At 58.0% G+C, this 25,319-nt stretch carries 20 protein-coding genes and 1 tRNA gene; 12 read left to right on the top strand and 9 right to left on the bottom strand.

Annotation, left to right across the window (positions count from 1 at the left end):
• Window positions 1-2 precede the first annotated feature (2 nt).
• Window positions 3-4,292 (top strand): pentapeptide repeat-containing protein, encoded by a 4,290-nt coding sequence (locus HUV30_RS01255; protein ID WP_174403582.1) that lies wholly within the window; start codon window positions 3-5, stop codon window positions 4,290-4,292.
• A gap of 178 nt (window positions 4,293-4,470) precedes the next feature.
• Here the strand turns inward: HUV30_RS01255 and HUV30_RS01250 are convergent, their stop codons facing one another.
• The 6 genes from HUV30_RS01250 to rimO all read right to left on the bottom strand — a co-directional run bounded on the left by HUV30_RS01250 (window position 4,471) and on the right by rimO (window position 12,792).
• Window positions 4,471-5,763, bottom strand: coding sequence for a bifunctional nucleoside/nucleotide kinase/histidine phosphatase family protein (locus HUV30_RS01250; protein ID WP_276512305.1), 1,293 nt, complete (start codon window positions 5,761-5,763; stop codon window positions 4,471-4,473).
• 33 nt (window positions 5,764-5,796) lie between these two features.
• Window positions 5,797-7,341, bottom strand: a complete 1,545-nt coding sequence (gene malQ / locus HUV30_RS01245; RefSeq protein WP_276512304.1) for a 4-alpha-glucanotransferase — start codon at window positions 7,339-7,341, stop codon at window positions 5,797-5,799.
• 76 nt (window positions 7,342-7,417) lie between these two features.
• Window positions 7,418-8,362 (bottom strand): GNAT family N-acetyltransferase, encoded by a 945-nt coding sequence (locus tag HUV30_RS01240; RefSeq protein WP_174403579.1) that lies wholly within the window; start codon window positions 8,360-8,362, stop codon window positions 7,418-7,420.
• A 256-nt stretch (window positions 8,363-8,618) separates the two neighbouring features.
• Entirely contained in the window at window positions 8,619-9,542 is a 924-nt protein-coding gene (sppA, locus tag HUV30_RS01235) for a signal peptide peptidase SppA (RefSeq protein ID WP_174403578.1), read from the bottom strand.
• A complete protein-coding gene (locus HUV30_RS01230; RefSeq protein ID WP_174403577.1) occupies window positions 9,529-11,244 on the bottom strand; it encodes a 30S ribosomal protein S1 in 1,716 nt (571 codons plus the stop codon). Before HUV30_RS01230 ends, sppA begins: the two co-directional genes overlap by 14 nt.
• 255 nt (window positions 11,245-11,499) lie before the next feature.
• Window positions 11,500-12,792 (bottom strand): 30S ribosomal protein S12 methylthiotransferase RimO, encoded by a 1,293-nt coding sequence (rimO, locus tag HUV30_RS01225; protein WP_174403576.1) that lies wholly within the window; start codon window positions 12,790-12,792, stop codon window positions 11,500-11,502.
• 150 nt (window positions 12,793-12,942) lie between these two features.
• Between rimO and HUV30_RS01220 the strand changes: the two genes are divergently transcribed.
• Complete coding sequence (locus tag HUV30_RS01220) at window positions 12,943-14,673, top strand: two-component system sensor histidine kinase NtrB (protein ID WP_174403575.1); 1,731 nt, start codon at window positions 12,943-12,945, stop codon at window positions 14,671-14,673.
• Window positions 14,642-15,274, top strand: a complete 633-nt coding sequence (rdgB, locus tag HUV30_RS01215) for an RdgB/HAM1 family non-canonical purine NTP pyrophosphatase (protein WP_174403574.1) — start codon at window positions 14,642-14,644, stop codon at window positions 15,272-15,274. The genes HUV30_RS01220 and rdgB overlap by 32 nt, the downstream gene beginning before the upstream one ends.
• 108 nt (window positions 15,275-15,382) lie before the next feature.
• On the opposite strand, the gene HUV30_RS01210 is transcribed toward rdgB, so the two are convergent.
• A complete protein-coding gene (locus HUV30_RS01210) occupies window positions 15,383-15,646 on the bottom strand; it encodes a hypothetical protein (protein ID WP_174403573.1) in 264 nt (87 codons plus the stop codon).
• A gap of 252 nt (window positions 15,647-15,898) precedes the next feature.
• On the opposite strand from HUV30_RS01210, the gene HUV30_RS01205 reads away from it, so the two are divergent.
• The 3 genes from HUV30_RS01205 to HUV30_RS01195 all read left to right on the top strand — a co-directional run bounded on the left by HUV30_RS01205 (window position 15,899) and on the right by HUV30_RS01195 (window position 17,558).
• On the top strand, window positions 15,899-16,528 hold the full coding sequence (locus HUV30_RS01205; RefSeq protein WP_174403572.1) for an FMN-dependent NADH-azoreductase: 630 nt from the start codon (window positions 15,899-15,901) through the stop codon (window positions 16,526-16,528).
• A 69-nt stretch (window positions 16,529-16,597) separates the two neighbouring features.
• A complete protein-coding gene (locus HUV30_RS01200) occupies window positions 16,598-17,281 on the top strand; it encodes a Crp/Fnr family transcriptional regulator (RefSeq protein ID WP_174403571.1) in 684 nt (227 codons plus the stop codon).
• 46 nt (window positions 17,282-17,327) lie between these two features.
• Window positions 17,328-17,558 (top strand): DUF1737 domain-containing protein, encoded by a 231-nt coding sequence (locus HUV30_RS01195; protein WP_174403570.1) that lies wholly within the window; start codon window positions 17,328-17,330, stop codon window positions 17,556-17,558.
• Window positions 17,559-17,639: 81 nt separating this feature from the next.
• Here HUV30_RS01195 and HUV30_RS01190 read toward each other — a convergent pair whose 3' ends face one another.
• Together HUV30_RS01190 and hcp are read right to left on the bottom strand one after the other, a co-directional pair.
• Window positions 17,640-18,491: an ATP-binding protein gene (locus HUV30_RS01190; protein ID WP_174403569.1), complete on the bottom strand. Its 852-nt coding sequence runs from the start codon at window positions 18,489-18,491 to the stop codon at window positions 17,640-17,642.
• A gap of 235 nt (window positions 18,492-18,726) precedes the next feature.
• On the bottom strand, window positions 18,727-20,331 hold the full coding sequence (gene hcp / locus HUV30_RS01185) for a hydroxylamine reductase (protein WP_174403934.1): 1,605 nt from the start codon (window positions 20,329-20,331) through the stop codon (window positions 18,727-18,729).
• Between the two features lie 439 nt (window positions 20,332-20,770).
• On the opposite strand from hcp, the gene HUV30_RS01180 reads away from it, so the two are divergent.
• The 6 genes from HUV30_RS01180 to pheS all read left to right on the top strand — a co-directional run bounded on the left by HUV30_RS01180 (window position 20,771) and on the right by pheS (window position 25,290).
• Window positions 20,771-20,845 (top strand) — tRNA-Val (locus HUV30_RS01180).
• Window positions 20,846-20,924: 79 nt separating this feature from the next.
• Complete coding sequence (thrS, locus tag HUV30_RS01175; RefSeq protein ID WP_174403568.1) at window positions 20,925-22,859, top strand: threonine--tRNA ligase; 1,935 nt, start codon at window positions 20,925-20,927, stop codon at window positions 22,857-22,859.
• 25 nt (window positions 22,860-22,884) lie between these two features.
• Window positions 22,885-23,391, top strand: a complete 507-nt coding sequence (gene infC, locus HUV30_RS01170; protein WP_174403567.1) for a translation initiation factor IF-3 — start codon at window positions 22,885-22,887, stop codon at window positions 23,389-23,391.
• A 196-nt stretch (window positions 23,392-23,587) separates the two neighbouring features.
• Window positions 23,588-23,785: a 50S ribosomal protein L35 gene (gene rpmI / locus HUV30_RS01165; protein WP_174403566.1), complete on the top strand. Its 198-nt coding sequence runs from the start codon at window positions 23,588-23,590 to the stop codon at window positions 23,783-23,785.
• A 99-nt stretch (window positions 23,786-23,884) separates the two neighbouring features.
• The gene (gene rplT / locus HUV30_RS01160; protein WP_174403565.1) at window positions 23,885-24,238 is read left to right on the top strand and encodes a 50S ribosomal protein L20; all 354 of its coding nucleotides are present in this window, start codon (window positions 23,885-23,887) and stop codon (window positions 24,236-24,238) included.
• Between the two features lie 14 nt (window positions 24,239-24,252).
• Entirely contained in the window at window positions 24,253-25,290 is a 1,038-nt protein-coding gene (gene pheS, locus HUV30_RS01155; protein WP_174403564.1) for a phenylalanine--tRNA ligase subunit alpha, read from the top strand.
• Window positions 25,291-25,319: the final 29 nt, after the last annotated feature.

Here is a 25,319-nt window from a genome sequence, read left to right as displayed (position 1 = left end):
TTATGACCGACGTTCCTGTCTATGCTGCCCGAACTTTTATGAAGGCGCTTCGCGAGGCCGTGCGTGCGGGAAGACATGCGGATTCGCAGAGTCTTGTCGCATTGCTGGCGCAGGCTGAGGCGTTGCTCAAGCCCCGGCAATCAGGTCCGAAGGAGCAGGGTGGGGGGACCCGGGATGATGGACAGCCATCAGACGACGGGCCGGACCCTATTCTGCATGAGCGTGATCGGGCTGACTTTGCGCATATCCTTGCCGTGCTGATGGCATCCTCAGCTGAAGAGGGGCTGCACCGGCGCTGCCTGAGCCTGCTGTGTACGCTGGGTGAGGCTGGCGAGGCATATGCCGTGGGCTATGTCATGTCCGGACAGATGCGGCCCGAAGTGCTTGTGGGCATGGTGCAGTCCATTCAGGCGGAGCACCGTCTGCTCTTGCTCAACGCGCTTTTGCGCAGGCCCAGAGCGGGGGCGGCCGAGAGCGTGATGGTTCCCCTGCGCCGCAATTTTTCCGAAGTCATAAACGAGGAACCGGAAGAAGGGCTTGTGCTTCTGGATACCTTGGGTAAGCGGGGGCTGGAACCGGCCTGTGCAGTGCAGCATGCCATGCTTGGCAGCCGCTTCGGGCTGTGGCTGGAAGAACTGCTGCGTATGGAGTTGAATGCGGAGCAGTTGGGCTACATGGCCAACGCGGTGCGCGTGATGCGCGCACACGGGCTTGCCATGCATTTTGTCCGGCACTGGCCGCGCATGCGCAGGGAGGAACTTGTTCCGCTCCTCCGATGTTTCGCTGCCTGCGCCGAACCGCAGGATGCGAAGGTCAGGCAGCTGCTTGCCGAGGCTGCGGAGCACCGTTTGCCCCACGTGCGGGAAGAGGCTGTGCGGGCGCAGGTGGCGCTCGGCCTGCCGGAGGCGGACGCACCGCTGGCAGCCAATCTTGCCGGAGCGGATAAAGGGGCTCCTGCATCGCTATGTTCTCTGCTGCTCGGGCTGGACGGGGATGTCTTCAAGAATGTTTTCAAGCGGCTTGATTCGGCAGTGCGTGCAGCGCTGGTTTCCCGTCTTGCCGTGATTCTGGCCTCCTTTGATCAGGAGCGGCTTCTGGCCGTGCTCAAGGGGCTGTCTGTTCCGGCCACGCGCACGGCTTCGCCCGAAGAGGCAGCAGCCCACGTGCGCGGCTTTATCGCCGCCAACGCCAATGTGGAATTCACGCCCTTTCACACGCCCCCCATGCCCCGCGCCGAGGCTCCGGCAGAAGATGCAACCGCAGAGGCGGGCGGCATGTTCTCCAATGTCCGTTCCTTTTTCAGCCGGGAAAAGAAGCAGGAAGAAGGCCCGCATCCACTTTCGCTTGTCAGGGAGGGCGAAGAAATTGCCGGAAAGCAGTTTGCACCCGGCAGCATCGCTTCCCTGCGTCTGAAGAATGTCACCTTCACGGACTGCACCTTCAGCGGTGTGGATATTTCGTATTGCGCCATGAGCGGTGTGCGGTTTGAGCGTTGCCGCCTGCACGGCGTGCGGCTTACGGAATCCCGTCTTTCCGGCGTGGTGTTCAAGGACTGCGAACTGGCGCTCATGCCTGCCGATATCTGCCTCATGCAGGACGTGCAGTTCGACGGCAGCCTGCTGGACCATGTGGATATGGGAGAGTGCCGTCTTACGGGGTGCGAATTCCGCAATGCAACGCTGCGCAGCGTGCGCCTGTGGGGAAGCTGGTGGCGCAGAAGCCGTCTTGTCACCTGCATGGCGGAATACTGCGATTTCGGCTGTGTGACCATGCGCGATGTGATGCTGGATGGCAGTCTGTTTGGTGACTGTGCCTTTGTCCGCGCCGATCTGCGACAGGTGCGGGCGCAGGGGACGGCCTTTTCCGGATGCGTTGCCCCCATGAGCAGGGCGCAGGCCGTGGTGACGGATGCTCCTTTCCTGCTCGTGATGGCGGAAACGTGGCGTAACGAAGCCCTGTTTGCCATTGCGGAAGACACCGCTGATACGGTCATGCCTCCCGCCAGTGCGGCGCTGTATCTGCTGCTGCAGCGCTGGCTGCAGATGGCGGACGCCGAGCGCAGGGCCGTGCGCATGCTGGTGCAGAACCGCAGGCGGCTGGACTGGTGCCGCATCAAGCTCGGCAAACACGCGGATCTGGTCGCCATGCTGCCCCTGCTGGTGCAGAGCGGTGTGGTACCGCTTGCTTCCGGCACGGGCGCGTCGTCTTATGCTTACGGGGCAGGCGGGGTTGCGCAGACGGCTTCTCCGACTGCGGCCGTGACAACCCGATCAGTGGTGGCAACCAAGGCAGCGGGGGCCAACAAGGCTGTTGCAGTGACCAGGGGCATTCCGTGCCGCATTGCGGGATATATTCCCGACAGGGGAGCGCTGGATGCCATAGAACGGCGGTTCGGTGCGCCATATTCCGAAGCGGAGCAGGCAGAAGGGGATATTCTTGAGATCGAGGGCGTGTACTTCTCCGGAGCTGCCGGTTCCATAGCGCAGACGGCGGGCTCTCCGCTTGATGTCTGGGTGGTGCATGCTGCGAAGGATGAGGCCACAGTGCAGGTGGACGCCTTGCGAGACAAGCTTGCAGCCATTGCCCGCTGGGTGCAGGCGGAGCAACGGCAGACCATCCGTTTTCATGTGCTGCATGCCGGGAGTATCCGGAACAATGCCTTCGGTTTTGATACGGCCGCAGGTGATAACGAGGCGGGTGTTTCGCAATCGCTTCTGCTCAAGGCCGAGCTGTATCGTTTTCTCGTGCTGGTGGCTGGCCGCATGCCCGCATGGTGGTGCACGCCCGCAGGCATTGATGATGCGGAATACATGCGGCGACTCCCCTACATGGGACAGGGGCTGCTGCCTGCGTCTCCCCTTGATATGGGGCCGCTTGAGGACATTCCGGCAAAATCCCTGCTGAACTCCCTGTTCTGGTACATTGCCCGCGCCATGTCCGTTCCCTTTCTTTCGCTTCTGGCCTTCGGTCAGCTTGAGGCAATGGTCGCGGGCAAAAACGGCAGCACGGCATATGAGCCAGACGGCGGCGCTGCGGGGTCTTCACGACAGCCGGAGGGCGGCAACGTGGAGCTTGTGTGCAACCGCATTAAGCGCAGCCTGCATAACGGATTCGGCGGTGTGTGGCATGCCGATCCTCTGGCCGTGATTCTGCGTGATATTTATGCCTTTTATCAGGGCGAAGGGCGTCTGGATGTGCTGGACCTCATCCGGCAGGCATTTCTGCGCAAATGCGGCTATGCCACAGGCGTATCCACGGCGACCATCCGCTCGGCGGAAACGTTGCACCTTGGCGCGGAATATCTGGAGTATTTTCTGCCTTATTCGGAAGATCCCGTGGGCCGCAAGCTTGCCGATCCGGTGATGCAGGGCGATGATTCCCTGCCGAGTCTGCTCGAGATGAGCGAACTTGGTGAACGGCTGAACAGCTACCTGCTCGCCACCTACGTGCGGGTGAGTGACATGCTGGGGCTGAAGGGCGGCGGAGGAGCGGAAGGACAGGTGCCGGATTTTGCCTCTGTGGAGATTCCTGCCGAATCGGGTGTTTCCTCCCGCGATCTGACCATGGCAGGGCGCAAGATCTTTGCGTGGCTTGAGCCAAGACCCTACAAGATAATGCGGCTGCCTTTCATCGAGCCGCCGTACCGTTTTATCGAAAGCCTTGAACTGCAGTGCGAGACAGGACCGTCGCAGACTTCTGCCCTGCCGCAGGCTTCTGCCCAAACGCAAACTTCTGTCCGGTCGCAGCCTGCCCCTTCCGGACAGCTGGCAGTATGGAACGTGCAGGCCCGCCTGCCCAAGCTGGCAGGGCGTAAGGCCGCGCGCGAGGCGCTGCGTTCTGAAAAGAGTTTTGCCAAGCTGCTTTGCTGGCTCATTGCCAACGAATACTGGCAGCCCGGTACTGTGGTCACGGGCAGCGCCCTTGCGCCGAATGTGAGCATAGGCGATGTGCAGGCGGCGCTGGAGGCGTTGTATGAAATATGTTCGCCCGCCGCATGCGAACGGCCGTGGGGAGAGTATCTTCAGGACGAAGCTGTGGTGCGGGTGATGCTGCTGGTCAACGTTACTACCGGCCGTGATGTCAGAAAGCCGGAAAGCGCTTCAATGGTCTACCTGACCAACAGGGGCGAGTTGTTCTGCCTGCCCGACATTCCCGGTGCCGCAGCCCTGATAGATCGGCCCGTGCAGGTTGTGCGGGCGCTGGCCCACTGCCCTGTGGCATCGGGGGCGCGTCTGTCCATCTTCCTGCCGAAGCGGTTCACCTTTGAGATGGAGCGCGAAATAGAGCTGTAGACCGTGCATAGCGTCGGGCCGCATATGCCGTTCGGGTACTTGCCAACCATTGCTTCCGGCAGGTACGAAAGGGCCTGAGCGCCAGGCTCGACAGCCGTTTTGTCACCCGTTTGGCCGACAGCCTGCCCTTCACACTACTCAGTACATTGGCCGCCAAGCTGGCTGGCAGAACCGCCCTCTAGTCGGGTTTTGTCCCCGTCCGTTCCCGCCTGCCGGTAAACCGCACCTGTTCGAACAGCTTTTTCTTCTGCGTGGAAACGATGTGGAAGTACTGGTCCTGCGGGATGTAGATGAAAGGAACATCCTCTGTTCTGCGGAACAGGAAGTAGGAAAGGATCATGCGGTTAATGGCCTGATGCCCGACAATCATGAGCGCTTCCGCGTTGCCCGAAAGATACAGCGCCTTTCTCAATCCCTTGTCCACCCGCTCTTTCATGGTGATGTAGCCTTCACCTTCCGGATAGATGTAGTGGTATTTGTCCTTCTGGCGGCGGCGGTATTCGTTGGGCCATTTGTGCTTGATTTCTTCGTACCGCATGTGCTCGCAGATGCCCGCGTTGATTTCGTCGAACTCTGACAGGGCTTTTACCGTGCAGTGGTCCTGCCCCTGATAGATGGGGGTGGCGGTCTGGTGCGAGCGGCGGCGGGTGCTGGTAAAGATGTAGGGAATGCTGAATCCCCTGAAATGGCGGCCCAGTGCCTCGGCCTGCTCAAGTCCCTGCTGCGTGAGTTCGGAGTCGCCGCCGATGCGCCCTTCCATGTTATAGAGCGTCTGCCCGTGGCGCACGAGGTAGAGATTGCGAATCCAGTCCGAGACGAGAATATCGCGGATATTTACGTAATAGGGGATGTTGTGGCTGATCTGCTCGTCGATGATGCGGTTGCGCAGCGAATCCACCCGTATCCAGCAGGGTTCCTGACTGAAGGGGGTGTAGATGTGCTCGTAATAGGCGATGCGCCGCTTGAAGCTGGCAACGGCCTCTGATTCGCTCAGGCTGGCGAATTCCGGCAGGCGGGTCTTGCGCAGAATGCTGGCTTCCACAAGGTCCTGATCGTCGTTGGTGCATTCCACCCAGAGCAGGGGGTGGTCGGTAAGGGTTTTCTGTACCACCTCGCGTCGCAGGGCGCTGACGTTGGTGGCGTCCAGAATGGCCACATCGCCGTCTTCGGCCAGAAATTGCTGCGCACGTTCCATGTTCAGGCGGGCCAGTTCTTCCCGCGCTTCCAGCCCGTCCCTGTTTTCCGGATTGTAGAATTCCGCCCGTGATGAGGCTTCGCCGAGAATCTGCCTGCGCAGGGCGCCGTTGTTGAAGATGCGGACATTCAGGTCTTCCTGTTCCAGTCCTTCCTTCAGCTTGGAGGAAACAGTGGTCTTGCCCCGCGCAGGGAGGCCCATCATGGCTATGTAGAGTTTGCGCATATCGTGTTCCGTGTGCTGTTTCGTGTCTGTGCTGGGGGCAGTATCCGGCAGGCGGACAGGCGTGATTATTCTCGCAGGACCATGTCAGGTCCACCTGCCGAAGAATTCCGTCATCTGTGCAAAGTTTCTGTAGAAGGGCAGTTCCATTTCCTCGGGCCGCAGTCGCCATTCCCAGTTGCCGGCAGGAACAGAAGGCGTGTTCATGCGGGCGGTTCCGTCAAGCCCGAGCACGTCCTGTACGGGGAAGATTGCCGTGTTGGCAACACTGCTCATGGCAATGCGGATGGCTGTCTCTGCTGCACCCGCTTCCACCACATCATGTCCAGCAAAAGCCGCAAAGTTGCTGCGCCCCTGATCGCCTGCTTCGTGCACGAACCAGTGTCGCATGGGCGAGTTATCGTGCGTGCCGGTGTAGAGCACATTGTGACGCTCGTGGTTCATGGGGGCATCGGGATTATTGATGAGCTTGTCCCCGCCGAAGCCGAACTGCAGCACCTTCATGCCCGGCAGGTTGAAGGCCGATTTCAGTTCGCGCACGTCCGGCGTGATTATGCCCAGATCTTCCGCAATGAGCGGCAGCACGGTAAAATGACGGCTCAGTGCAGAAAAGAGCTGCATGCCCGGGGCATCGACCCACTCGCCGTTTATGGCGGTTTCTTCTTCAGCAGGTATTTCCCAGTAGCCTGCAAACCCGCGGAAGTGGTCTATGCGCACCAGATCGGTCTGGTCGAAATTGTGTGCGAGCCTGCGCACCCACCAGGCGAAACCGTCGCGGGCAAGGGCGTCCCAGTTATACACGGGGTTGCCCCAGCGCTGGCCTGTCTTACTGAAATAATCGGGCGGAACCCCGGCGACCATGAGAGGCTTGCGCTGATCATCCAGCTTGAAAAATTCGGGGTGCTCCCATACGTCGGCGCTGTCATAGGTGACATAGATGGGCACGTCTCCGATAAGGCGCACGCCCGCACCGGAACAGTATTCCTTGAGATCGTTCCATTGCCGGAAGAACACGTACTGGACAAAGGTTTCGAAGAGCATTTCTTCATGATGTTCGGCATCCCAGCGGGCAAGGGCTTCTTCGTGACGAAAGCGCAGGGGCTCGGGCCATTCTGACCACACGGCTCCGTCATGCCACTTCTTGATGGTGACAAAGCGGACGTAGTTGTGCAGCCAGTGGTGGTGTTTTCTGGAAAATGCCGTGAAGGTGTAGTCCTTTTCCAGCCAATGCCGGCTGCGTTCGAAGGCGGCCCGCAGAACGCGCTGGCGGTGCTGTTCCACCACGTGAAAATTCACTCGCGACGGGTCGGTTCCGGGGGGATATTCGATATCGGCCCACGAGAGCAGGCCGTCTTCCACGAGTTTTTCCGGACTGATGAGCAGGGGATTGCCCGCAAAGGCGGAACAGCTTGAATAGGGAGAGTTGCCGATGGCCGTGGACGTGGGACCCAGCGGCAGAACCTGCCAGTACAGCTGGCCGGTATCCCTGAGCAGAGAGGCGAATCCGCAGGCAGCCGGACCCATGTCGCCTATGCCGTAGCGGGACGGCAAGGAAGTGATATGCAGCAGCATTCCGCTGGCGCGCGTGTACATGCCGGAAACCTCCGTATCTTGTGACGGTGAGCGCCGCACGGCTCTTTGGAGGAGTTATGCGGCATCCTGCAACATTATCACAGGCAGATGCGTGCCGCCAGCGGGAAAAGACCGGTCACGGGCGTATGCGGTACCAGTAGCGGTAGCTGGTGGAGAAGCGTAGCGAGCGATACAGCCCTATGGCCGGAAGGTTGGATTCCAGAACCTGCAGCCATGCATGAGAAGCTCCGGAGGTCTTTGCCCGCTGCAGCATGGAACAGATGAGCGCGGTTGCATAGCCGCGCCTGCGGTGGGACTGCGCCGTGCGGATGCAGAAAATGGCATACAGCCCCTGCTGCCGCACGCCAAGACCGCAGGCGACCATGGTGCCGTTGTCCTCAATGGCCATGTAGTCATTTGAAACGGCATTGCAGGCGAGAATATGCTGCATCATGCGCTGGTCACCGGCGGGACGGTTGCTGAATTGGCGTTCGCGCTCCAGCCACTCTTCATCCTGCATCAGGCGGGCCTGCGGGATGTGTGAAGTGTCCCGCGTGAAGGAAGGAGCAAAGGACAGATCGTTGACCATGACCAGCGAGGGGTCTGCCATACGGTATCCGCGCCGTGCAAGTTGCTCGTCCAGCCCTGTGCTCAGCGGTTCCGTGAGCCGGAATACGGTGTTCTGTCCCCGCCCTGCATACCATGCCTCGACATCAACGATAGCACAGTCGGAAATATCACTATTCTCAATGGACGGCTGGTGTATGAGTACCGCGCTGTTTGCCCGTTTGGTAAAGCCGCCCGCACAGCGCAGCCGCACGTTGCCGAAGGAGCATTCTTCCAGAGCAGGCCATGCCTGCATGGAAGCCCGTTCAAGATCGGCGGGCGTGAGCGTGCGCTGCGTCAGCGGCTCATGAGGCAACGCAGGCTGCACTGAGGCAGATATGTGAGGGAATGGTGCGGTATGAACAGGGTAAACAGGCGTGGCAGGGTGGCCAATATGGATGGTCGCCTTGCTCTGAGCCTGTTCAGTGGAGACGGAAGAAACGCCGGGGATGGAGACAGCATTCTGAGACCGCATGGTTGACTCCTGCGTACCGTCCGCTGCGAGCTTTCGTGACCGGAAAGCGCAGAACGGGACGGATTATGACATGGTGGCACCGCGAGGTTACGGTTGTGTTCCCGTAATGCGGATGGCGTGTGACGGATGCAGACGCGTCACGGCAGATGGCCGACAGGGGTACTGTCAGGAATGCGGATGGCGGAAACGGGGGGGAGCGTCAGGCTGAATGGCCTGTGCATCGCTCTTGGGCTGCGCTGGTACGCGATCGGCGTTCCTAGTAGTACAGGAAGCGTATGTCCGATCGTCGTCGCAGGGATTCGGAGAAGGAGCTGGCCGGGTCTATGCCCAGATAGGAGCTGAGAAGGTCTCGCAGGATACTGGTTTCCTGCGGGGGGCCTTCCACAAAAGGCAGGGGAGCCTGTCCGGTGGCGTTGCACATGGATACAAGCTTGTCGTAGGCGGTTTCCATGTCCCCAAGGGTGTCCACAAGGCCGAGGGCAAGCGCCTGCCTGCCGGTCATGGCCCTTCCGTCCGCGGCTTTGCGTACATCCTCGATGTTCATGCGGCGGCCGTTGACGATGGCTTCAAGAAACTGCTCATACATGTCGCCCACCAGCCCCTGCAGATACGCCCGTTCCTTGTCGGTCATGGGCTTGAAGGGGCTGCCGGCGTTCTTCAGGTCACCGCTGGTGAGGGCATCGTGCGCAATGCCTATCTTGTCCATGAGCCCCTGCATGTTAGCCAGTTCCATCTTTACGCCGATGGAGCCGGTGATGGTGGAGGGGTTGGCCACGATATGGTCTGCGCCTGCGGCAATGTAGTAGCCACCGCTTGCGGCAACGGAACCCATGGAAACAACCACGGGTTTGACGGCGGCAAGGCGGCGTACGGCGTTATACATTTCCTGCGAGGGGGCAACGGCTCCGCCGGGGCTGTCTATGCGCAGCAGAACGCCCACGACCGAGCGGTCGTCGCGCAGTTCGCGCAGCCATGCGGTAACCTTGGAAGAGTCGGCAATGAAGCCTTCAATATAGCAGATGCCCACACGGTCCTGCTTGAAAAGACCGCCGGTAGCGTGGGCGCCGGAAAGCCGCAAGGCGGCCATGGCACCTGCGAACAGGGCCACGGCCGCCATTATAAGCGCGAGGCAGAACAGAAGCGGATGCTTCTGGTAAAAGGGCAGCTTATTCTGCTGCATCCTCTTCAAACTTCTGCTTCAGAAGGTCGCCGAGATTCTGGCCGGCTTCGGATGCGCCGGTACGGAATTCACGGGGCTTCTTGCGGTCTTCGTCATCCTTGAGCTGCTTGATGGAGAGGCCGAGACGACGCTCTTCCGCGCTCACGTGAATGACCTTGGCCTGAATGGTAACGCCTTCCTTGAAGATTTCGTTGGGAGACTTCACCTTCTTCTGGCTGATTTCGGAAACGTGAACGAGGCCTTCAATGCCTTCTTCCACTTCCACGAACAGGCCGAAGTCGGTGATGTTGGTCACCAGACCTTCAATGATGGCACCAACAGGGTAGTTGGTGGGCACCTTGGTCCAGGGATCTTCGGTCAGCTGCTTTACGCCCAGGGTGAACTTTTCGTTTTCCTGGTCCACAGTCAGAACCTTGGCCTGAACGGTGTCGCCTACATTGTACATTTCGTTGGGATGGCGGATCTTCTTGGTCCAGCTGATGTCGGAAACATGGATAAGACCGTCGATGCCGTCTTCGATACCGATGAACATGCCGAATTCGGTGATGTTCTTGATGACACCTTCAAGGACGGTGCCTTCGGGGTACTTCTCGGCCACAACTTCCCACGGATTCGGCTTAACCTGCTTCATGCCGAGGGAGATGCGCTTCTTGTCTTCGTCCACGCCGAGGATGACGACTTCAACTTCGTCGCCCACGCGGACCATCTGGGAGGGATGACGCAGCTTACGGGTCCAGGACATTTCGGAAATGTGCACAAGGCCTTCCACGCCGGGCTCCAGTTCGACGAATGCACCGTAATCAACAAGGTTGGTAACCTTGCCGGAGAGGCGTGCACCTTCGGGGAACTTGGCGGTGATGTCCTGCCACGGATCGGTGATGAGCTGCTTCATGCCCAGGGAAACCTTCTGGTTTTCCTTGTCGAAGCTCAGAATCTTCAGTTCAAGTTCCTGACCCAGGGAAACGAGTTCCTTGGGATGACGGATGCGCTTCCAGGACATGTCGGTGATGTGGAGCAGACCGTCCAGACCGCCGAGGTCGACGAATACGCCGTACTCGGTGATGTTCTTGGCCTTGCCCTTCACGATCTGACCTTCTTCAAGGTTCACCAGCAGTTCCGAGCGCTTGGAATCGCGTTCCTCTTCGAGCAGCACGCGGCGGGAAACGATGACGTTGCTGCGACGGCGGTTGATCTTGAGTACGCGGAATTCGAATTCTTCATTAACAAGGGCGTCCATGTCCGGCACGGGGCGCAGGTCCACGTGAGAGCCGGGCAGGAAGGCTTCAACGCCACCCAGATCAACGGTGTAGCCACCCTTGATGCGGCGCATGATGCGGCCCTTGATGGTGCTTTCTTTTTCCTGAACTTCTTCGAGCTGGTCGAAGAGCTGCATGCGCTTCGCCTTTTCGAAGGAGAGGGTGATGGTGCCTTCCATTTCGTTCTTGCGAACAACGAAGACATCCACCTTATCGCCGACCGCAACGGTCATAGTGCCGTCGGGGCCGATGAATTCGGCAGCGGAAATCTGCCCTTCAGATTTGAAATTTACGTCCACGAGGACATAGTCGCTGCTCACGCGAACGACTTCTCCCTTGACGATGGAACCTTCGTCCAGATCACCGAAATCTGAGCTAAGGTAGTCTTCAAGGGCAGCTTCGAAACTGATGTCAGCGTCGAAATTGTTGTTTTCCATGGTTTCCATACGAAATCCTCCAACCAACGAATATTTTCCCATCCTTTACGGCGGGATTGGGTCTATTATCAGATTGCGCAAGGAAACTCAACCGTAAAAGCCCGAAAACCTTTGCGTGGCAAGGCTGAAATGGCCGACGCAAAAAAAGTCGCGATTGCGGAAAATCCTCTGCAATCGCGACCTGATGTACACTTGACCGGACACCGCAGGGGGAGCGGCACTGATTTTAAATACGTTCTTTTGTCACCCGGCTGTTATTTTTTTTCAGCTCAGGGCAACAAGGTCGTATTCCCGTGTTTCCACGATGTCGGCATCCACCAGTGCGCCGGGTTCCACTCCGGGGCCGCTGATATAGGTCACGCCGTCCACCTCCGGAGCCTGAAACCACGTGCGGCCCACATGCAGGCCCGGCCACTCTTCGTGTTCGGCATCCACCAGCACGGACATGCGTTCGCCTTCATAGGTGGCGAGAATTTCTTCGCTTATCTCGGCCTGAATTTCCATGAGCGCATCGCGGCGCCATTCTTTTACGGCATCCTCTACCTGATCGGGCATTTCGGCTGCGGGGGTGCCTTCTTCAGCCTTGTAGGCGAAAACACCCATGTGGTGGAAGCGGGTTTCCACCATGAAATCGCGAAGGTGCTCCCAGTGCTCCTCGGTTTCGCCGGGGTAGCCCACAATGAAGCTGGTGCGCAGTGCCGCTTCGGGAAAAACGTCGCGGATGCGGTCCACAACCTCGCGCGGGTTACGCGCAAAGGGGCGGCCCATGCGCGAAAGCACATCGGGGTGGGCATGCTGCAGGGGAACGTCGAAATAGGGAACAAAAGGTTCACCCGCGTCACGCAGATAGTGCAGAAAATCTTTGGTCAGGCCCGCAGGGTAGAGATACATGAGCCGCAGGCGCGCAAGGCCGTCCAGTGGCAGGATGCGGTCGAGCAGCTCACGCAGGCCGTGCTTGAGGCCGAGATCCTTGCCGTAGCCGGTTACATCCTGCGCCACGAAGATGAGTTCCTTCACGCCCTGATCGAGCATGTGCCGGGCATCGCGCACAATGCTGTCTGCAGAAGCGCTGGCCAGCGTGCCGCGTATGGACGGGATGGTGCAGAAGGCGCAGTTGTGGTCGCAACCGTCGCTGATCTTGAGATAGGCATACGAAGGACCGGTGGAAAGAATACGCATGGGGTCTGCCTTGGGAGCAAGCCCCAGAGCGTTTGCCACCATTTCCGGCCAGCGCACCATGTCGAGGTTGGTCAGCCACAGGTCCACCTCGGGGAGTTCCGCCGACAGTTCCTTCTGGCCGTAACGCCCGACAAGGCACCCCGTAACCGCGAGCAGGGGGCGTTTTTTTGCGTCTTCCACTTCGTTGATGGTCTGCAGAATGGTGCGGACAGATTCTTCCACGGCGGGCTGGATGAAGCCGCAGGTGTTTATGACCACAAGGTCCGCCCCTGAGGGATCGTCAACCGCCTGCACAGTGCCGGGTACAGCGCCGAGCAGCCACTCCGTATCCACCCTGTTTTTCGGGCATCCGAGACTGATGGAATAAATGCTTATCATATGTTGGTATTCCGGTTATGGTGTCGATAGTTTTTAATTGCCGCGCAGATATGCACTGCGACCGCGCGGCGATTGCCTGCCTCGGTACGGAAAGGACATTCCGTCGGATTCTGTTCCACTTCAAATGGGTTTCAGTAGCCGGAGACTGTAATGGCAAACACCATTGAAAAGTATGATATAGATATTACGGACGTAAAGCGTTTTACCGTCGCCCTCGTAGGTTCGGGCAAGCCGCTTCAGGCATTTTCCAAGCTGGTGTGCAGGCCTGATTTCGGCGAAGCTTTTCCGTGGATCAGGGTTGCAGGGCTGGCGAGTATTCCTAAAAGTGCGATCAGGGCCATTCCCTGTTTCGATCCGCTGCCCATGTTCGAGACCCACACGGCCCTATTCCAGGCCATGCCGGAAGTCAACATTGTCATCGATCTTTCGGACGGCGGCGATTTCATGGCCGAGCTGCGCAAGGACGCCCCTGCCGGGTGTTCCGTGCTGCACGGTGATGCGGCAGGGCTGATATGGGAATTGCTGCTTTCCGAAAAGCTCTGCCACTCGTGCATGCGCGATTTGCGACGGGCGCAGGACCTGTTTGCCACGCTTATCGATCAGGTGGACGAGGATATCATGCTGCTCGACACCGACGGCAAGATCATGGATGTAAACCGTTCCATCATAGTGGCGCGCGGCGGAACCAAGGCGGACTACATAGGCCGCAACTGCTGGGAGCTGGACGGGGGCAACTTTTGCTGCCCGCCGGACAAGGGCGGCTGCACCTTCCGCGAGACCCTGCAGACCGGTCGTAAGGCCGAACGCATCCATTCCAAGGTGACGGATGACGGCAAGGTCCAGTTCTTCCGGATATATACCTATCCCGTGTTCGGGGGAGACGGCCGTATAACCCGCATTATCGAAATGCGCCGCGATATCACGCACCGTACGCACATGGAGCAGCGGTTGCAGCAGGCCGAGAAAATGGCCGCCATCGGCGAGCTTTCCACCTATATTGCCCATGAGATCCGCAATCCGCTGTTTGCCATCGGCGGGTTTGCCAACTCGTTGCTGCGCTCAACATCCCTGGACGAGGCTGCCCGTGAGAAGGTTGAGATTATTCTCAAAGAGTCCAAGCGATTGGATGCCATCTTGAAAACCACGCTGAACTTTGCCCGCCCCACAGACTCCGCCGAGGGTGTGGTGGATATAAACCTTGTCACGGCAGAAACCTTGCAGCTCATGCGCATCGGTTGCGAAGAGCGGGGGCTGCAGTTCACTGTAAACCTTGCGCCCTCCATTGCTGTGGCAAAAGGCAATGCGGGCATGATAAAGCAGTGTCTGATCAATCTGGTGAAAAACTCGCTGGAAGCCATGAAAGAGGGCGGCAAGCTCACAGTGGTTACCGGCATGACGCAGACGCATGTCTTCGTCACCGTGCAGGATACCGGCTACGGCATTCCCGACGCGCTGCGCGAAAAGGTGTTTTCTCCGTTCTTTTCCACCAAGGACAAGGGGGCCGGTCTCGGGCTTGCCATGACCAAGAAGATTGTGGAAGAAATGGGCGGCTACGTGGAGCTTGTCAGCAAGGAGGGAGAAGGAACAACCATCTCCCTGTATTTGCTGCCCACGCTGGCGGTTGAGGATGGAGGGGAGAGCGCGGAGGAGGAACGACAGGCCGGTTCTGACAATCCGGAATTGCCTGCTCATGCCTTGTCGGGCGGAATCGGAGAAGGCGGGTCAACACATGTCCGGTCGAAGAGGGTAACCTCGGGACCCAATGTTATGCAGGTGTCCGCCGTGTCAGGTATTGCTGCTCCGCACGTCGGTGTTTTCACGAATACATGCAAGGAAACAGATACTTCAGATGACAACGACAATAGTACTGGCAACCCGTAACAAGGGAAAAATAGCCGAACTGGAACGCACTCTGAGCGATTTCGGCCTTACTGTCATAGGTTTGGACGCCTTTCCCGAGATCGGTGATATTGTGGAAGACGGTGTGACCTTCGAGGAAAATTCTCTGATCAAGGCGCGTACCGTGGCACTGGCCACCGGCCACATTGCCGTGGCTGACGATTCCGGACTGGAAGTGGACGCCCTGAACGGCGCACCGGGCGTGTATTCGGCCCGTTACAGCTCTGACCGTCCCGATCTGCCCGGACCGGGCGTGGATGACCGAAACAATCAGAAGCTGCTGGAAGCGCTGGCAGCCGTGCCGGATGAAAAGCGCACGGCACGGTTCCGCTGCGTCATGTCCGCCTATGCTCCCAACGGTGAATACATCACCGCTTCCGGTGCCTGGGAAGGCCGTATCGGCCATGAATACAAGGGTGACAATGGTTTCGGCTTCGATCCGCTGTTCATAGACCCCGTAGACGGCAAGCATTCCGCCGAACTGCCCAAGGAAGAGAAGAACCGTCGTTCGCACCGCGGTAACGCGCTCAAGGCGTTGCTGGTCAAGTGGCCCGCTTTCTGGGCAAAGGTGAACAACGGGTAAGCGGTTCCGCCTGCTGCAGGCCACAGGACGCCGCATATAACGTACAAAAGCCGCCTGAACAGCCATATGAGGTTGTTCAGGCGGCTTCTGTTTTGGAAACAAGAGTGGCTAGTGAACCACGGGGTCGGTATCGTCCTTGGTGAACATGCGCCAGCGGATGACAGTGCCATCCTCGTCCTTTTCAGGGACGATGCGCAGCAACTGCGTCTCCTTCCAGCTGTATACCATGCTTTCGTCCGGATACATGTCGCAGTGCATATTTTCAGAAATAACATGGGGTTCCAGTTTGGCAATGTCTACGCCAAGGTCTTCAAGCTGTTCGCGGAGCAGTTCCTCGACGCGGGCAGCCACTTCTTTTGAAATTCTGTTCATTGGGCATTCTCCTGAAATGGTGGGGATGACTATAAGACAGGCTGCCATGACTGGCAAATCGCTTTCTGGTGTGTGGTCGCAAAGAATGAGCGCATATCTGTGTTCTGCTTATCATGGGCAATTGTGCAGATACTGGGGAGAATGGTATAAGCGGTCAGGGTGTTTTTTTAGACAAGGCACTTGCGCCGGAGCCAGTCGTGCCTATATTAATTCAAACTTCATTGATTCAACATCGAACTATCGGAGGTCGTCATGAGCAACATCCTGTACATACAAGCTTCTCCCCGTAAGGAACGGTCGCATTCCATTGCCGCGGCGGATGCATTTGTCGCTGCCTACAAGGTAAAGGACCCCACGGCACAGGTGACTGTGCTGAACCTGTTTGAAACCAAGCTTCCCGATTTCGATGCAGACGGCGTTTCCGGCCGCTACAAGCTCGGACAGGGGCTTGATGCCACGCCCGAAGAAAAGGCCGCATGGGATAAGGTGATTGAGGTTATCACCCTGTTCAAGGCCGCAGACAAATATGTCTTTGCCGTCCCCATGTGGAACTTCGGCATTCCCTATAAGCTCAAGCAGTTCGTTGATCTGGTGGCGCATCCCACGCACACCTTCGGCTACAACGAAAACGGCTATTTTGGTCTTGTGACGGGAAAGCCCGCCTTTGTTGCCTATTCGCGCGGCGGAGAGTATCCTGCCGGTACGCCTGCTGAAAATTATGATTTTCAGAAGCGCTATTTCAACTTCATTCTCGGCTTCATGGGCTTCACGGATATAACCACCGTGGAGGTGGAACCGACCCTTGCGGGCGGACCCGATGTGGCCGCAGAACGGCGCAAGGCTGCCGTAGCCAAGGCGGCCGAACTTGCCGGCAACTTCTAATTGCCCGAAATCCGTCCTGCCCGTCCCTTGACGGGCAGGACAGGCTTGCAGGGCGCGGGAAAGTCACGGATGTTCGTACAAAACATCATTGCCAATCTGCCCCTGTTCAACGGGTTGACGCAGAGCCAGCTGGAAGCCCTGGCTTCCATTATTGTGGATAAGCCCTATGAAAAGGGCGAGATGATCTTTTTTGAAGGAACCGCCGCAAAGGGGTTCTATGTCATCGCGCAAGGGCGTGTGAAGATTTACAAAAGCGCTCCCGATGGCAGAGAGGCCATTCTGCACGTCTTCGGCCCCGGCGAACCCTTCGGCGAGGTGGCCGTGTTTCAGGGCGGCACCTATCCTGCCCACGCAGTAACCGTGGAAAAATCACGACTTTTGTTCCTGCCGCGCGAAGGACTTGTTTCGCGCATTTCTTCCGACCCCGCCCTTTCTCTCAACATGCTGGCGGCTCTTTCAAGCCGTCTGCGGCAGTTTGCCAACAAGATAGAGGCGCTGACACTGAAGGAAACCCCGCAGCGTCTGGCCGCATATCTTGTTACTGCCAGCGAACTGAAGGACGGGGCAGATACCTTTACTCTCGACATTGCCAAAGGATTGCTTGCGGGCATGCTGGGAACCGCCCGCGAGACGCTTTCGCGTGCGCTGACCAAAATGGCGGAGGAAGGTATGGTGCGTGTGGAAGGCAGGCAGATAACCATTCTGGATCGCGATGCGCTGGAAGCGCTGGCTTCCGGATTGGAGAGCTTGTAATTTTTTTTGAGTTGGAAAGACGAACACCCTAAAGACAGGTACTGCCATGAAACAGAAATACAGACTGCTGACCGGCCCCGATGATTCCGCTTTCTGCAAGCGTGTTTGCGATGCGCTGGAAGAAGGATACGTGCTGCACGGTTCTCCTTCCATTACCTTTCACGCCGGAAAGGGCGTGGCCTACGTGGCGCAGGCCTTGGTGTGGCCCGAAGAGCAGGCCGTGCAGGTGCGTCCGCTCGGCCCGCTGGACAGCAAGGTGTGCGGCTGCGGCAAGTAACGATTTTTGGTGCTGAACTGAAAAAGGCCACCCCGATGGGGTGGCCTTTTCCGTATATAGCAGCAAGGAGGTTGGGGCCTGTTATTGACCGAACAGGGTCTGCTCGGCGCGTGCGCCGCCGCAGGTCATGATGATTTCCTGAACGGGGGTGTTGTTGCCGGTGTTGGCGGCAGCGCGCTTTGCGGCTTCGAAAACGGATGCGGAAAGGCCGCGGCAGCAGGGCACTTCCATGCGCAGAACGCTGATGGACTTGATGCCGCTGGTGCTGAGTATGTCGGTGATCTTCTGCACGTAGGCGTCAGTATCATCGAACTTGGGGCAGCCGATCAGCACAACTTTGCCGCGCGCAAATTCGCTGTGGAAGATGGGGGAAGCGGCAGAGGCGCAGTCTGCGGCCACCAGCACGTCGGCACCCTTGAGATAGTCAGCCGTGGGCGGAACGAGACGAATCTTCAGCGGCCAGTGGCCGGGGCCGGAAACAGGGCCGCCGGAAACAACGGCTGCCTGAATGGGCTTAACCTGCTTGGCCATGGAGCCTGCACAGGCACAACCGCCACCTCCGTGGCCGTGAGGATGCCCGTGACCATGTCCGTGAGGACCGGAGTGGCCGGGGTGGCCGGCACCATGCGGGGCGTGGACAGGCTTGCCGTGGCCATGATGATGCCCTGCGGGGGCCTTGCCATCGCGCTCTGCCACCCATGCCATGGCGGCATCTTCGTCAAAGTCGTCGGCTTCGCGTTCCACGATGTTCAGAGCGCCTTCCGGACATGCGCCAAGGCATGCGCCAAGGCCGTCACAGAAAGAGTCCTTCACGATCTTGGCCTTGCCGTCCACAATGGCCAGCGCGCCTTCTGCACAGTCTATGATGCACAGGCCGCAGCCGGTGCACTTTTCTTCGTCAATTTCGATGATCTTGCGTAACTGCTTGGACATATGAATTACCCCCGTGGAGAGTTCTGTTGTTTTCATGCCGCATGGTCTGCGGCTGTAGTGTTGATTTATCGGGCTTCACCCGTTCGGGCGGTAGCCGGTAATTGCGTGACCGGCCAGCGTCTGAAGGGGCGAATACCTCTGCGTAAGGTAAGCATTTCTGCCCTGTTGGCGAGAGGTGAGGTGAAAATCGGGAGGGGAGGAGGTTCCCCTCCCGATCTGTTTTGCACGAGCTCAATTAGCCGAGAATGGCCTTCAGGTCTTCGTCAGGCGTGGTGATGGGCTTGATGTTGTAGTTTTCTACAAGGAAGTTCAGCACGTTCGGGCTTACGAAGGCGGGCAGCGTGGGTCCGAGGCGGATGTCCTTGATGCCCAGTGCCAGCAGGGTGAGCAGAATGACCACGGCCTTCTGTTCGTACCAGCTGAGAACCAGCGACAGGGGCAGGTCGTTCACGCCGCAGTTGAAGGCACCGGCAAGGGCCAGGGCGATCTGCACGGCGGAGTAGGCATCGTTGCACTGGCCCACGTCGAGCAGACGGGGAATGCCGCCGATGTCGCCGATCTGCTTGTCAAAGAAGCGGAACTTGCCGCAGGCGAGGGTGAGTACAATGGTGTCCTTGGGGGTCTTTTCCACGAACTCGGTGTAGTAGTTACGGCCGGGCTTGGCACCGTCGCAGCCGCCCACGAGGAAGAAGTGGCGGATGGCGCCTGCCTTCACACCATCGATAACCTTGTCAGCCACGCTGAGCACGGCGTTGCGGCCAAAGCCGGTCATGACAGTCTTGCCGGGGGTGTCTTCAGTGAAGCCGGGCAGTTCCAGAGCACGCTTGATCACGGCAGAGAAGTCGTGGTTTTCGCAGTGCACAAGGCCGGGCCAGCCCACAAGGCCGGTGGTGAACACGTTCGCAGAGTAGTTGTCTGCAGGCTTCTGGATGCAGTTGGTGGTGAAGAGAATGGCGCCGGGGAAAGCCGGGAATTCCTTCTGCTGGTTCTGCCATGCGGTACCGTAGTGGCCGTAGAAGTGGGGGAACTTCTTCAGTTCAGGGTAGCCGTGGCAGGGCAGCATTTCACCGTGGGTGTAAATGTTGATGCCCTTGCCTTCGGTCTGCTTGAGCAGTTCGTACAGGTCCTTCAGGTCATGGCCGGAAACGAGAATGGCCTTGCCCTTCTTCTGGCCCAGAGGCACTTCGGTGGGTACGGGGTGGCCGTAGGTGCCGGTGTTGCCGGCGTCCAGCAGTTCCATGGCACGCAGGTTCACGTTGCCGCATTCGAGCAGCAGGCCGACCCATGCGTTCAGGTCGCGTTCCACGCCGTCGTAACCGGCAGCCAGACCCTTGTAGAGGAAGTCGTATACAGCCTGATCCTGCTGGCCAAGCACTGCGGCATGGTCGGTGTAGGCGGCAAGGCCCTTCATGCCGTAAACCAGCAGCTGCTTGACGGAGCGGATGTCGTCGTTGGAGTCGAAGTTGGCAACGCCATGGCCTTCTGCCTGTGCGACAAGACCGTCAATGGTAGCTGCGGGCTTGAAAGCGGCAGGACCGGAAGAGAACGATGCGCCGCCCTTGGCAAGAATTTCATCACGCTTCGCAACGATCTGGTTGATGAAGGTCTGGAAGCGGGCGGGGTCGAAGTTCACGTTGGTCAGGGTGGTAAACAGCATCTTGGCGGCAAAGTGGCCGAGAGCTGCATCCTTGTTGCCGGTCTTCTGGGCTGCCAGAGCAAGTCCGCGCAGGGAGTAGACAACGAGATCCTGAATGTCGGAAACTTCGGGCTGCTTGCCGCATACGCCTACTTTGGTGCAGCCGGTACCCTTGGCAGTTTGTTCACACTGGTTGCAGAACATGGCAAACTCCTTCTTGGATGTTGATTCGGTATTGGTCTGGGCGCTTCCGCCGGAAAAGAACGAAATGAATTTTTTAAGCATGTGCTTGCTCCTGTCGGGCAGTGCAGTGTTTTTCGCCGTCTGACTGCTTGTGCGGTTCTTTGGCGGACACGCCCTTTTGTGCGTCGTTGAGTGCAAACTAGACCATGCTGCCACTCCCGTATGTGACTCGCGTCAAAAAGAGAGAGAACTTTCATTTTTTTTCAGGTTGAGCCTTTTTCGTATATTATATGATGGAAAAGATGTCACATCGGATTGACTGATCGCCGGGTGGAGTTATTTGAGGACGAGTGAAACGCAGGTTCCCATGCGAGGGAACGAAATAAAAATACAAAAAAAAGCTTTTCTGCTTGACGAACCCGTACCAAGTGCGTAGATACCGACTCCGCCGTAACGGTGTAGGCGCGTAGCTCAGGGGTAGAGCACTACCTTGACATGGTAGGAGTCAGCAGTTCAAAGCTGCTCGTGCCTACCACACTGAATCGGAGCAGAGGGAGGCGGATAGCCTCCCTCTTTTGCTTTGTATTACTTAATTTTTTTCAGGAGATACCATCGTGAACGTGTCTATCGAAGGACAGGTTGTTGAGGTCGCCGCGGACGCTGTCTGTCGCGACGCCCTGAAGGAAGCATTGAGCGGAAAGAAGCTCAAGCAAGTGTTGGCGGTCAAGTGCGGCGATTCCATGCTTGATCTCACTGCCACTATTCCCGCAGGTTGCGAAACCCTCACCCCTGTTTACATAGACACTCCCGAGGGCCTGGATCTGCTTAGGCACTCCACGGCCCACATCATGGCAGATGCAGTAAAGCGCCTGTTCCCTGACGTGAAGGTGACCATTGGTCCCTCCATCGAAAACGGCTTCTACTACGACTTCGATTTCAGCCGCTCCTTCACCCCCGAAGACCTCGAAGCCATCGAGGGCGAAATGGCCAAGATCATCGAAGCTGCCCAGCCCTTCGAGCGCTCCGTGTGCTCCAAGGAAGAGGCGAAGAAGCTGTTCGAAGAAATGGGCGAGAGCTACAAGCTCGAACTGATCGACGCAGTGCCTGATGATGTGGTTTCCCTGTACCGGCATGGCGACTTTGTCGACCTGTGCCGCGGCCCCCATATTCCTGACACCAGCTTCATCAAGGCATTCAAGCTTATGAGTGTGGCAGGGGCCTACTGGCGCGGTAACGAAAAGAACCGCATGCTTTCCCGCATTTACGGTACCGCCTTCAGCGACCCCAAGGAGCTGAAGAAGTACCTGACCATGCTGGAAGAAGCGAAAAAGCGCGATCACCGCAAGCTCGGTGCCCAGCTCGACCTGTTCAGCTTCCAGGAGGAAGGTGGCGCAGGTATGGCTTACTGGCATCCTAAGGGCGCGCTGATCCGTACCGTGATCGAAGATTTTGAACGCAAAGAGCACCTGAAGCGCGGGTACGATATCGTGCAGGGTCCGCAGATTCTCAAGCGCGAACTCTGGGAACGTTCCGGCCACTACGCCAACTACCGTGAAAACATGTATTTCACGGAAATTGACGAAACTCCGTATGGCGTAAAGCCCATGAACTGCCTCGCGCACATGCTGATCTACAAGTCGCAGCTGCGCAGCTATCGCGAACTGCCCAAGCGTTTCTTCGAGCTTGGTGTGGTGCATCGTCATGAAAAATCCGGTGTGCTGCACGGCCTTATGCGCGTGCGTCAGTTCACGCAGGACGATGCGCACATCATCTGCCGTCCCGACCAGCTGCAGGACGAAATCATCGGCGTGCTCGACTTCGTGCGCGACGTGATGGGCGTGTTCGGCTTCGAGTATACTCTCGAGCTGTCCACCCGTCCTGAAAAGTCCATTGGTTCCGATGCCGACTGGGATCTGGCCACCAATGCACTGACCGAAGCTCTGGTCCGCGTGGGTCTGCCCTATGCCATCAACGAGGGCGACGGCGCGTTCTACGGCCCCAAGATCGACATCAAGCTGCGCGATTGTCTTGGCCGCGAATGGCAGTGCGCAACTGTGCAGTGTGATTTTACCTTGCCTGATCGTTTTGACTTGGTGTACATCGGGGAGGATGGTGAACGGCATAGACCAGTTATGGTTCATCGCGTCATTCTCGGTTCTGTGGAACGCTTCATCGGCATCCTGACCGAACATTTTGCAGGTGCTTTCCCCACTTGGATTGCACCTGTTCAGGCACGCCTGCTTCCCATTACCGACGCACATGCTGATTTCGCCCTGAAAGCGAAAGACATTCTGGCCAAGCAGGGTATCCGTGTAGAGGCCGATGTCCGCAACGAGAAACTGGGCTTTAAGGTTCGTGAGGCACAGGTTGCGAAGATCCCCTATATGCTTGTCATCGGGGATAAGGAGGTGGAGTCTGAAGGTGTGAGTGTCCGCCCTCGCAAGGGTGAGGACCTCGGCTTCAAGACTCTTGAGGAAGTGGTAGAGCTTATTAAGGCTGATTGTGAGGAACCGTTCAACAACGGAGGGATGAGCTATCGCTTTTCCTAAGAACCGGCGTCCAGAGCCGCAGGACATGACGCGTCGCAACGAACAGATTCGTGCGCGCGAAGTGCGTGTTATCGATGATCAGGGCGAGCAGTTGGGGATTTTGAACCGTAACGCCGCCATCGACCTCGCCAAAGAGCGTGGGTTTGATCTTGTCGAAGTTGCCGCCAATGCAGAACCGCCGGTCTGCAAGATCATGGACTATGGCAAGTTTAAGTTTGAACAGAGCAAGAAAAAGCAGGAAGCCAAGCGTAATGCTACGGTTGTGCAGATCAAGGAAATCAAGGTTCGCCCCAAGACGGACGAGCACGATTACCAGACCAAGCTCAAGCACATCCGCAGGTTCCTTGAAGAAGGCGACCGCTGCAAGGTGACGGTATTCTTCCGTGGGCGCGAAATCGTCCATAAGGATCGCGGGCAGGTCATTCTTGAGCGTGTGGTTGAAGATACCAGAGACATCGCCAAGGTTGAGCAGGCTCCGAGTTCGGAAGGCCGTACCCTGCATATGCTGCTGGTACCCCTGCCGAAAAAATAGGTGCATTTGGGGCTTGCTTTGCGCGGGATTTTATCGCAATATCCCCGCTCTGTGTGCCCTTATGGGTGCAAGTAGCGTTTGCTCAAGAGGAATTTCATGAAAACTCCCTGCAAATGCAGGGGGTTTTCTGTCGCGTTTTGCGCCGGCGCGTCCTTGTGGCGCGGCGGCACAGGCACAATACGGTAAGGAGAATACCATGCCCAAGATCAAAACCAAGCGTTGCGCTGCAAAGCGCTTCTCTGTGACCGGCAGCGGCAAGTTCCGTCGCCGCAAGCAGAACCTGCGTCACATCCTGACGAAGAAGAGTGCGAAGCGTAAGATGAATCTCGGTCAGTCCGCTATCGTGGACTCTACCAACGAGAAAGCAGTACGCCGCATGATGCCCTACGCCTAAGGCGTAGTTTGCATCTGTCACAGGCTCAGACAATTTACACGCACTCCGTTGGCTTAAATCTCTCGCCTCACGGAGTGACAAAGACCCTGGAGGGTTTCCATGCGCGTCAAGAGAGGCATGGCTGCACATCGCCGCCATAAAAGATATCTGAAGTTGGCCAAGGGCTACCGCGGAGCCCGTTCCAAACTGTACCGCACTGCACGCGAAGCAGTTGAGAACGCATTAGTATACTCCTACCGCGACCGTAAGGTCAAAAAGCGTGAATTCCGCAAGCTCTGGATTCTTCGTATCAACGCAGGCGCACGTCTGCACGGTATCTCCTACAGCAAGTTCATCCATGGCCTGAACCTGGCCGGTATTGAACTGAACCGCAAGGTCCTCGCCGACCTCGCAGTTCGGGAAAAGGAAGATTTCGCCAAGCTGGCGGAACTTGCCAAATCCAAACTCAATTAGAAGGGATCTCAGGTATGAACCTGACCCATGAACTTGAAGGCCTGGTCCAGGAGCTCCAAAGCGGCCTGGACCAGGCCTCTTCATTGGAAGCTCTGGAAGAGCTGCGCGTTGCGTTTCTCGGTCGTAAGGGCCGTCTCGCACAGATAATGCAGCGTCTTCCCGAGTTGTCGCCTGAGGATCGCCCCGCTGTCGGCAAAACCGCCAACATAGTCAAGCAGCAGCTCACCGAGCTTCTGGATGGTCGCACCGCTGCGCTTTCCCGAGCTGCCGAAGACGCACGGCTCGCGCTTTTCGACCCTACCATTCCCGGTCGTCAGCCGTGGCAGGGCTCTCTGCATCCCGTAACCCTCGTCATGACCGAGATCTGTGATATATTCAGAGGACTCGGCTACGATATCGTGACAGGGCCGGAAGTGGAGAACGACTTCTACAACTTTGAAGCCCTTAACATGCCGTCGGATCACCCCGCACGCGACATGCAGGATACCCTCTATGTTACCGAGGAAATCCTTATGCGTACGCATACGTCGCCGCTGCAGATCCGTACCATGAAAGAGCGCAAGCCCCCCGTGGCCGCCATTGCCCCCGGCAAGGTGTATCGCCGCGACTCCGACCTGACCCACACCCCCATGTTCCATCAGATCGAGGGATTCATGGTGGACCACAAGGTGAGCATGGCGGAACTGCGTGGCACGCTTACCGCCTTCCTGCAGGCGGTGTTTGGCGGCAACACGAAGGTGCGCTTCCGCCCCAGCTTCTTCCCCTTTACCGAGCCCAGTGCCGAAGTGGACATTTCCTGCTGCATCTGCGGCGGAAAGGGTACCGTGAACGGGGCTCCCTGCCGCGTCTGCAAGCAGACCGGCTGGGTGGAGATTCTGGGTTGCGGCATGATCGATCCCGAAGTCTTCAAGTCCGTCGGCTACGATCCGGAATTGTATTCCGGCTTCGCCTTCGGTCTTGGCGTGGAGCGCGTGACCATGCTCAAGTATGGTATAGGCGACCTGCGCATGTTCTTCGAGAACGATGTGCGGTTCCTGAACCAGTTCGTGTAATACAGGGCTTGCCGGGCAAACTGTGCCCG

This window comes from Desulfovibrio subterraneus (assembly GCF_013340285.1).
GTDB classification, from domain to species: domain Bacteria; phylum Desulfobacterota; class Desulfovibrionia; order Desulfovibrionales; family Desulfovibrionaceae; genus Halodesulfovibrio; species Halodesulfovibrio subterraneus.
The sequence above is the reverse complement of the archived record's forward strand: the minus strand, read 5'-3'. Positions and strand labels throughout refer to the sequence as shown.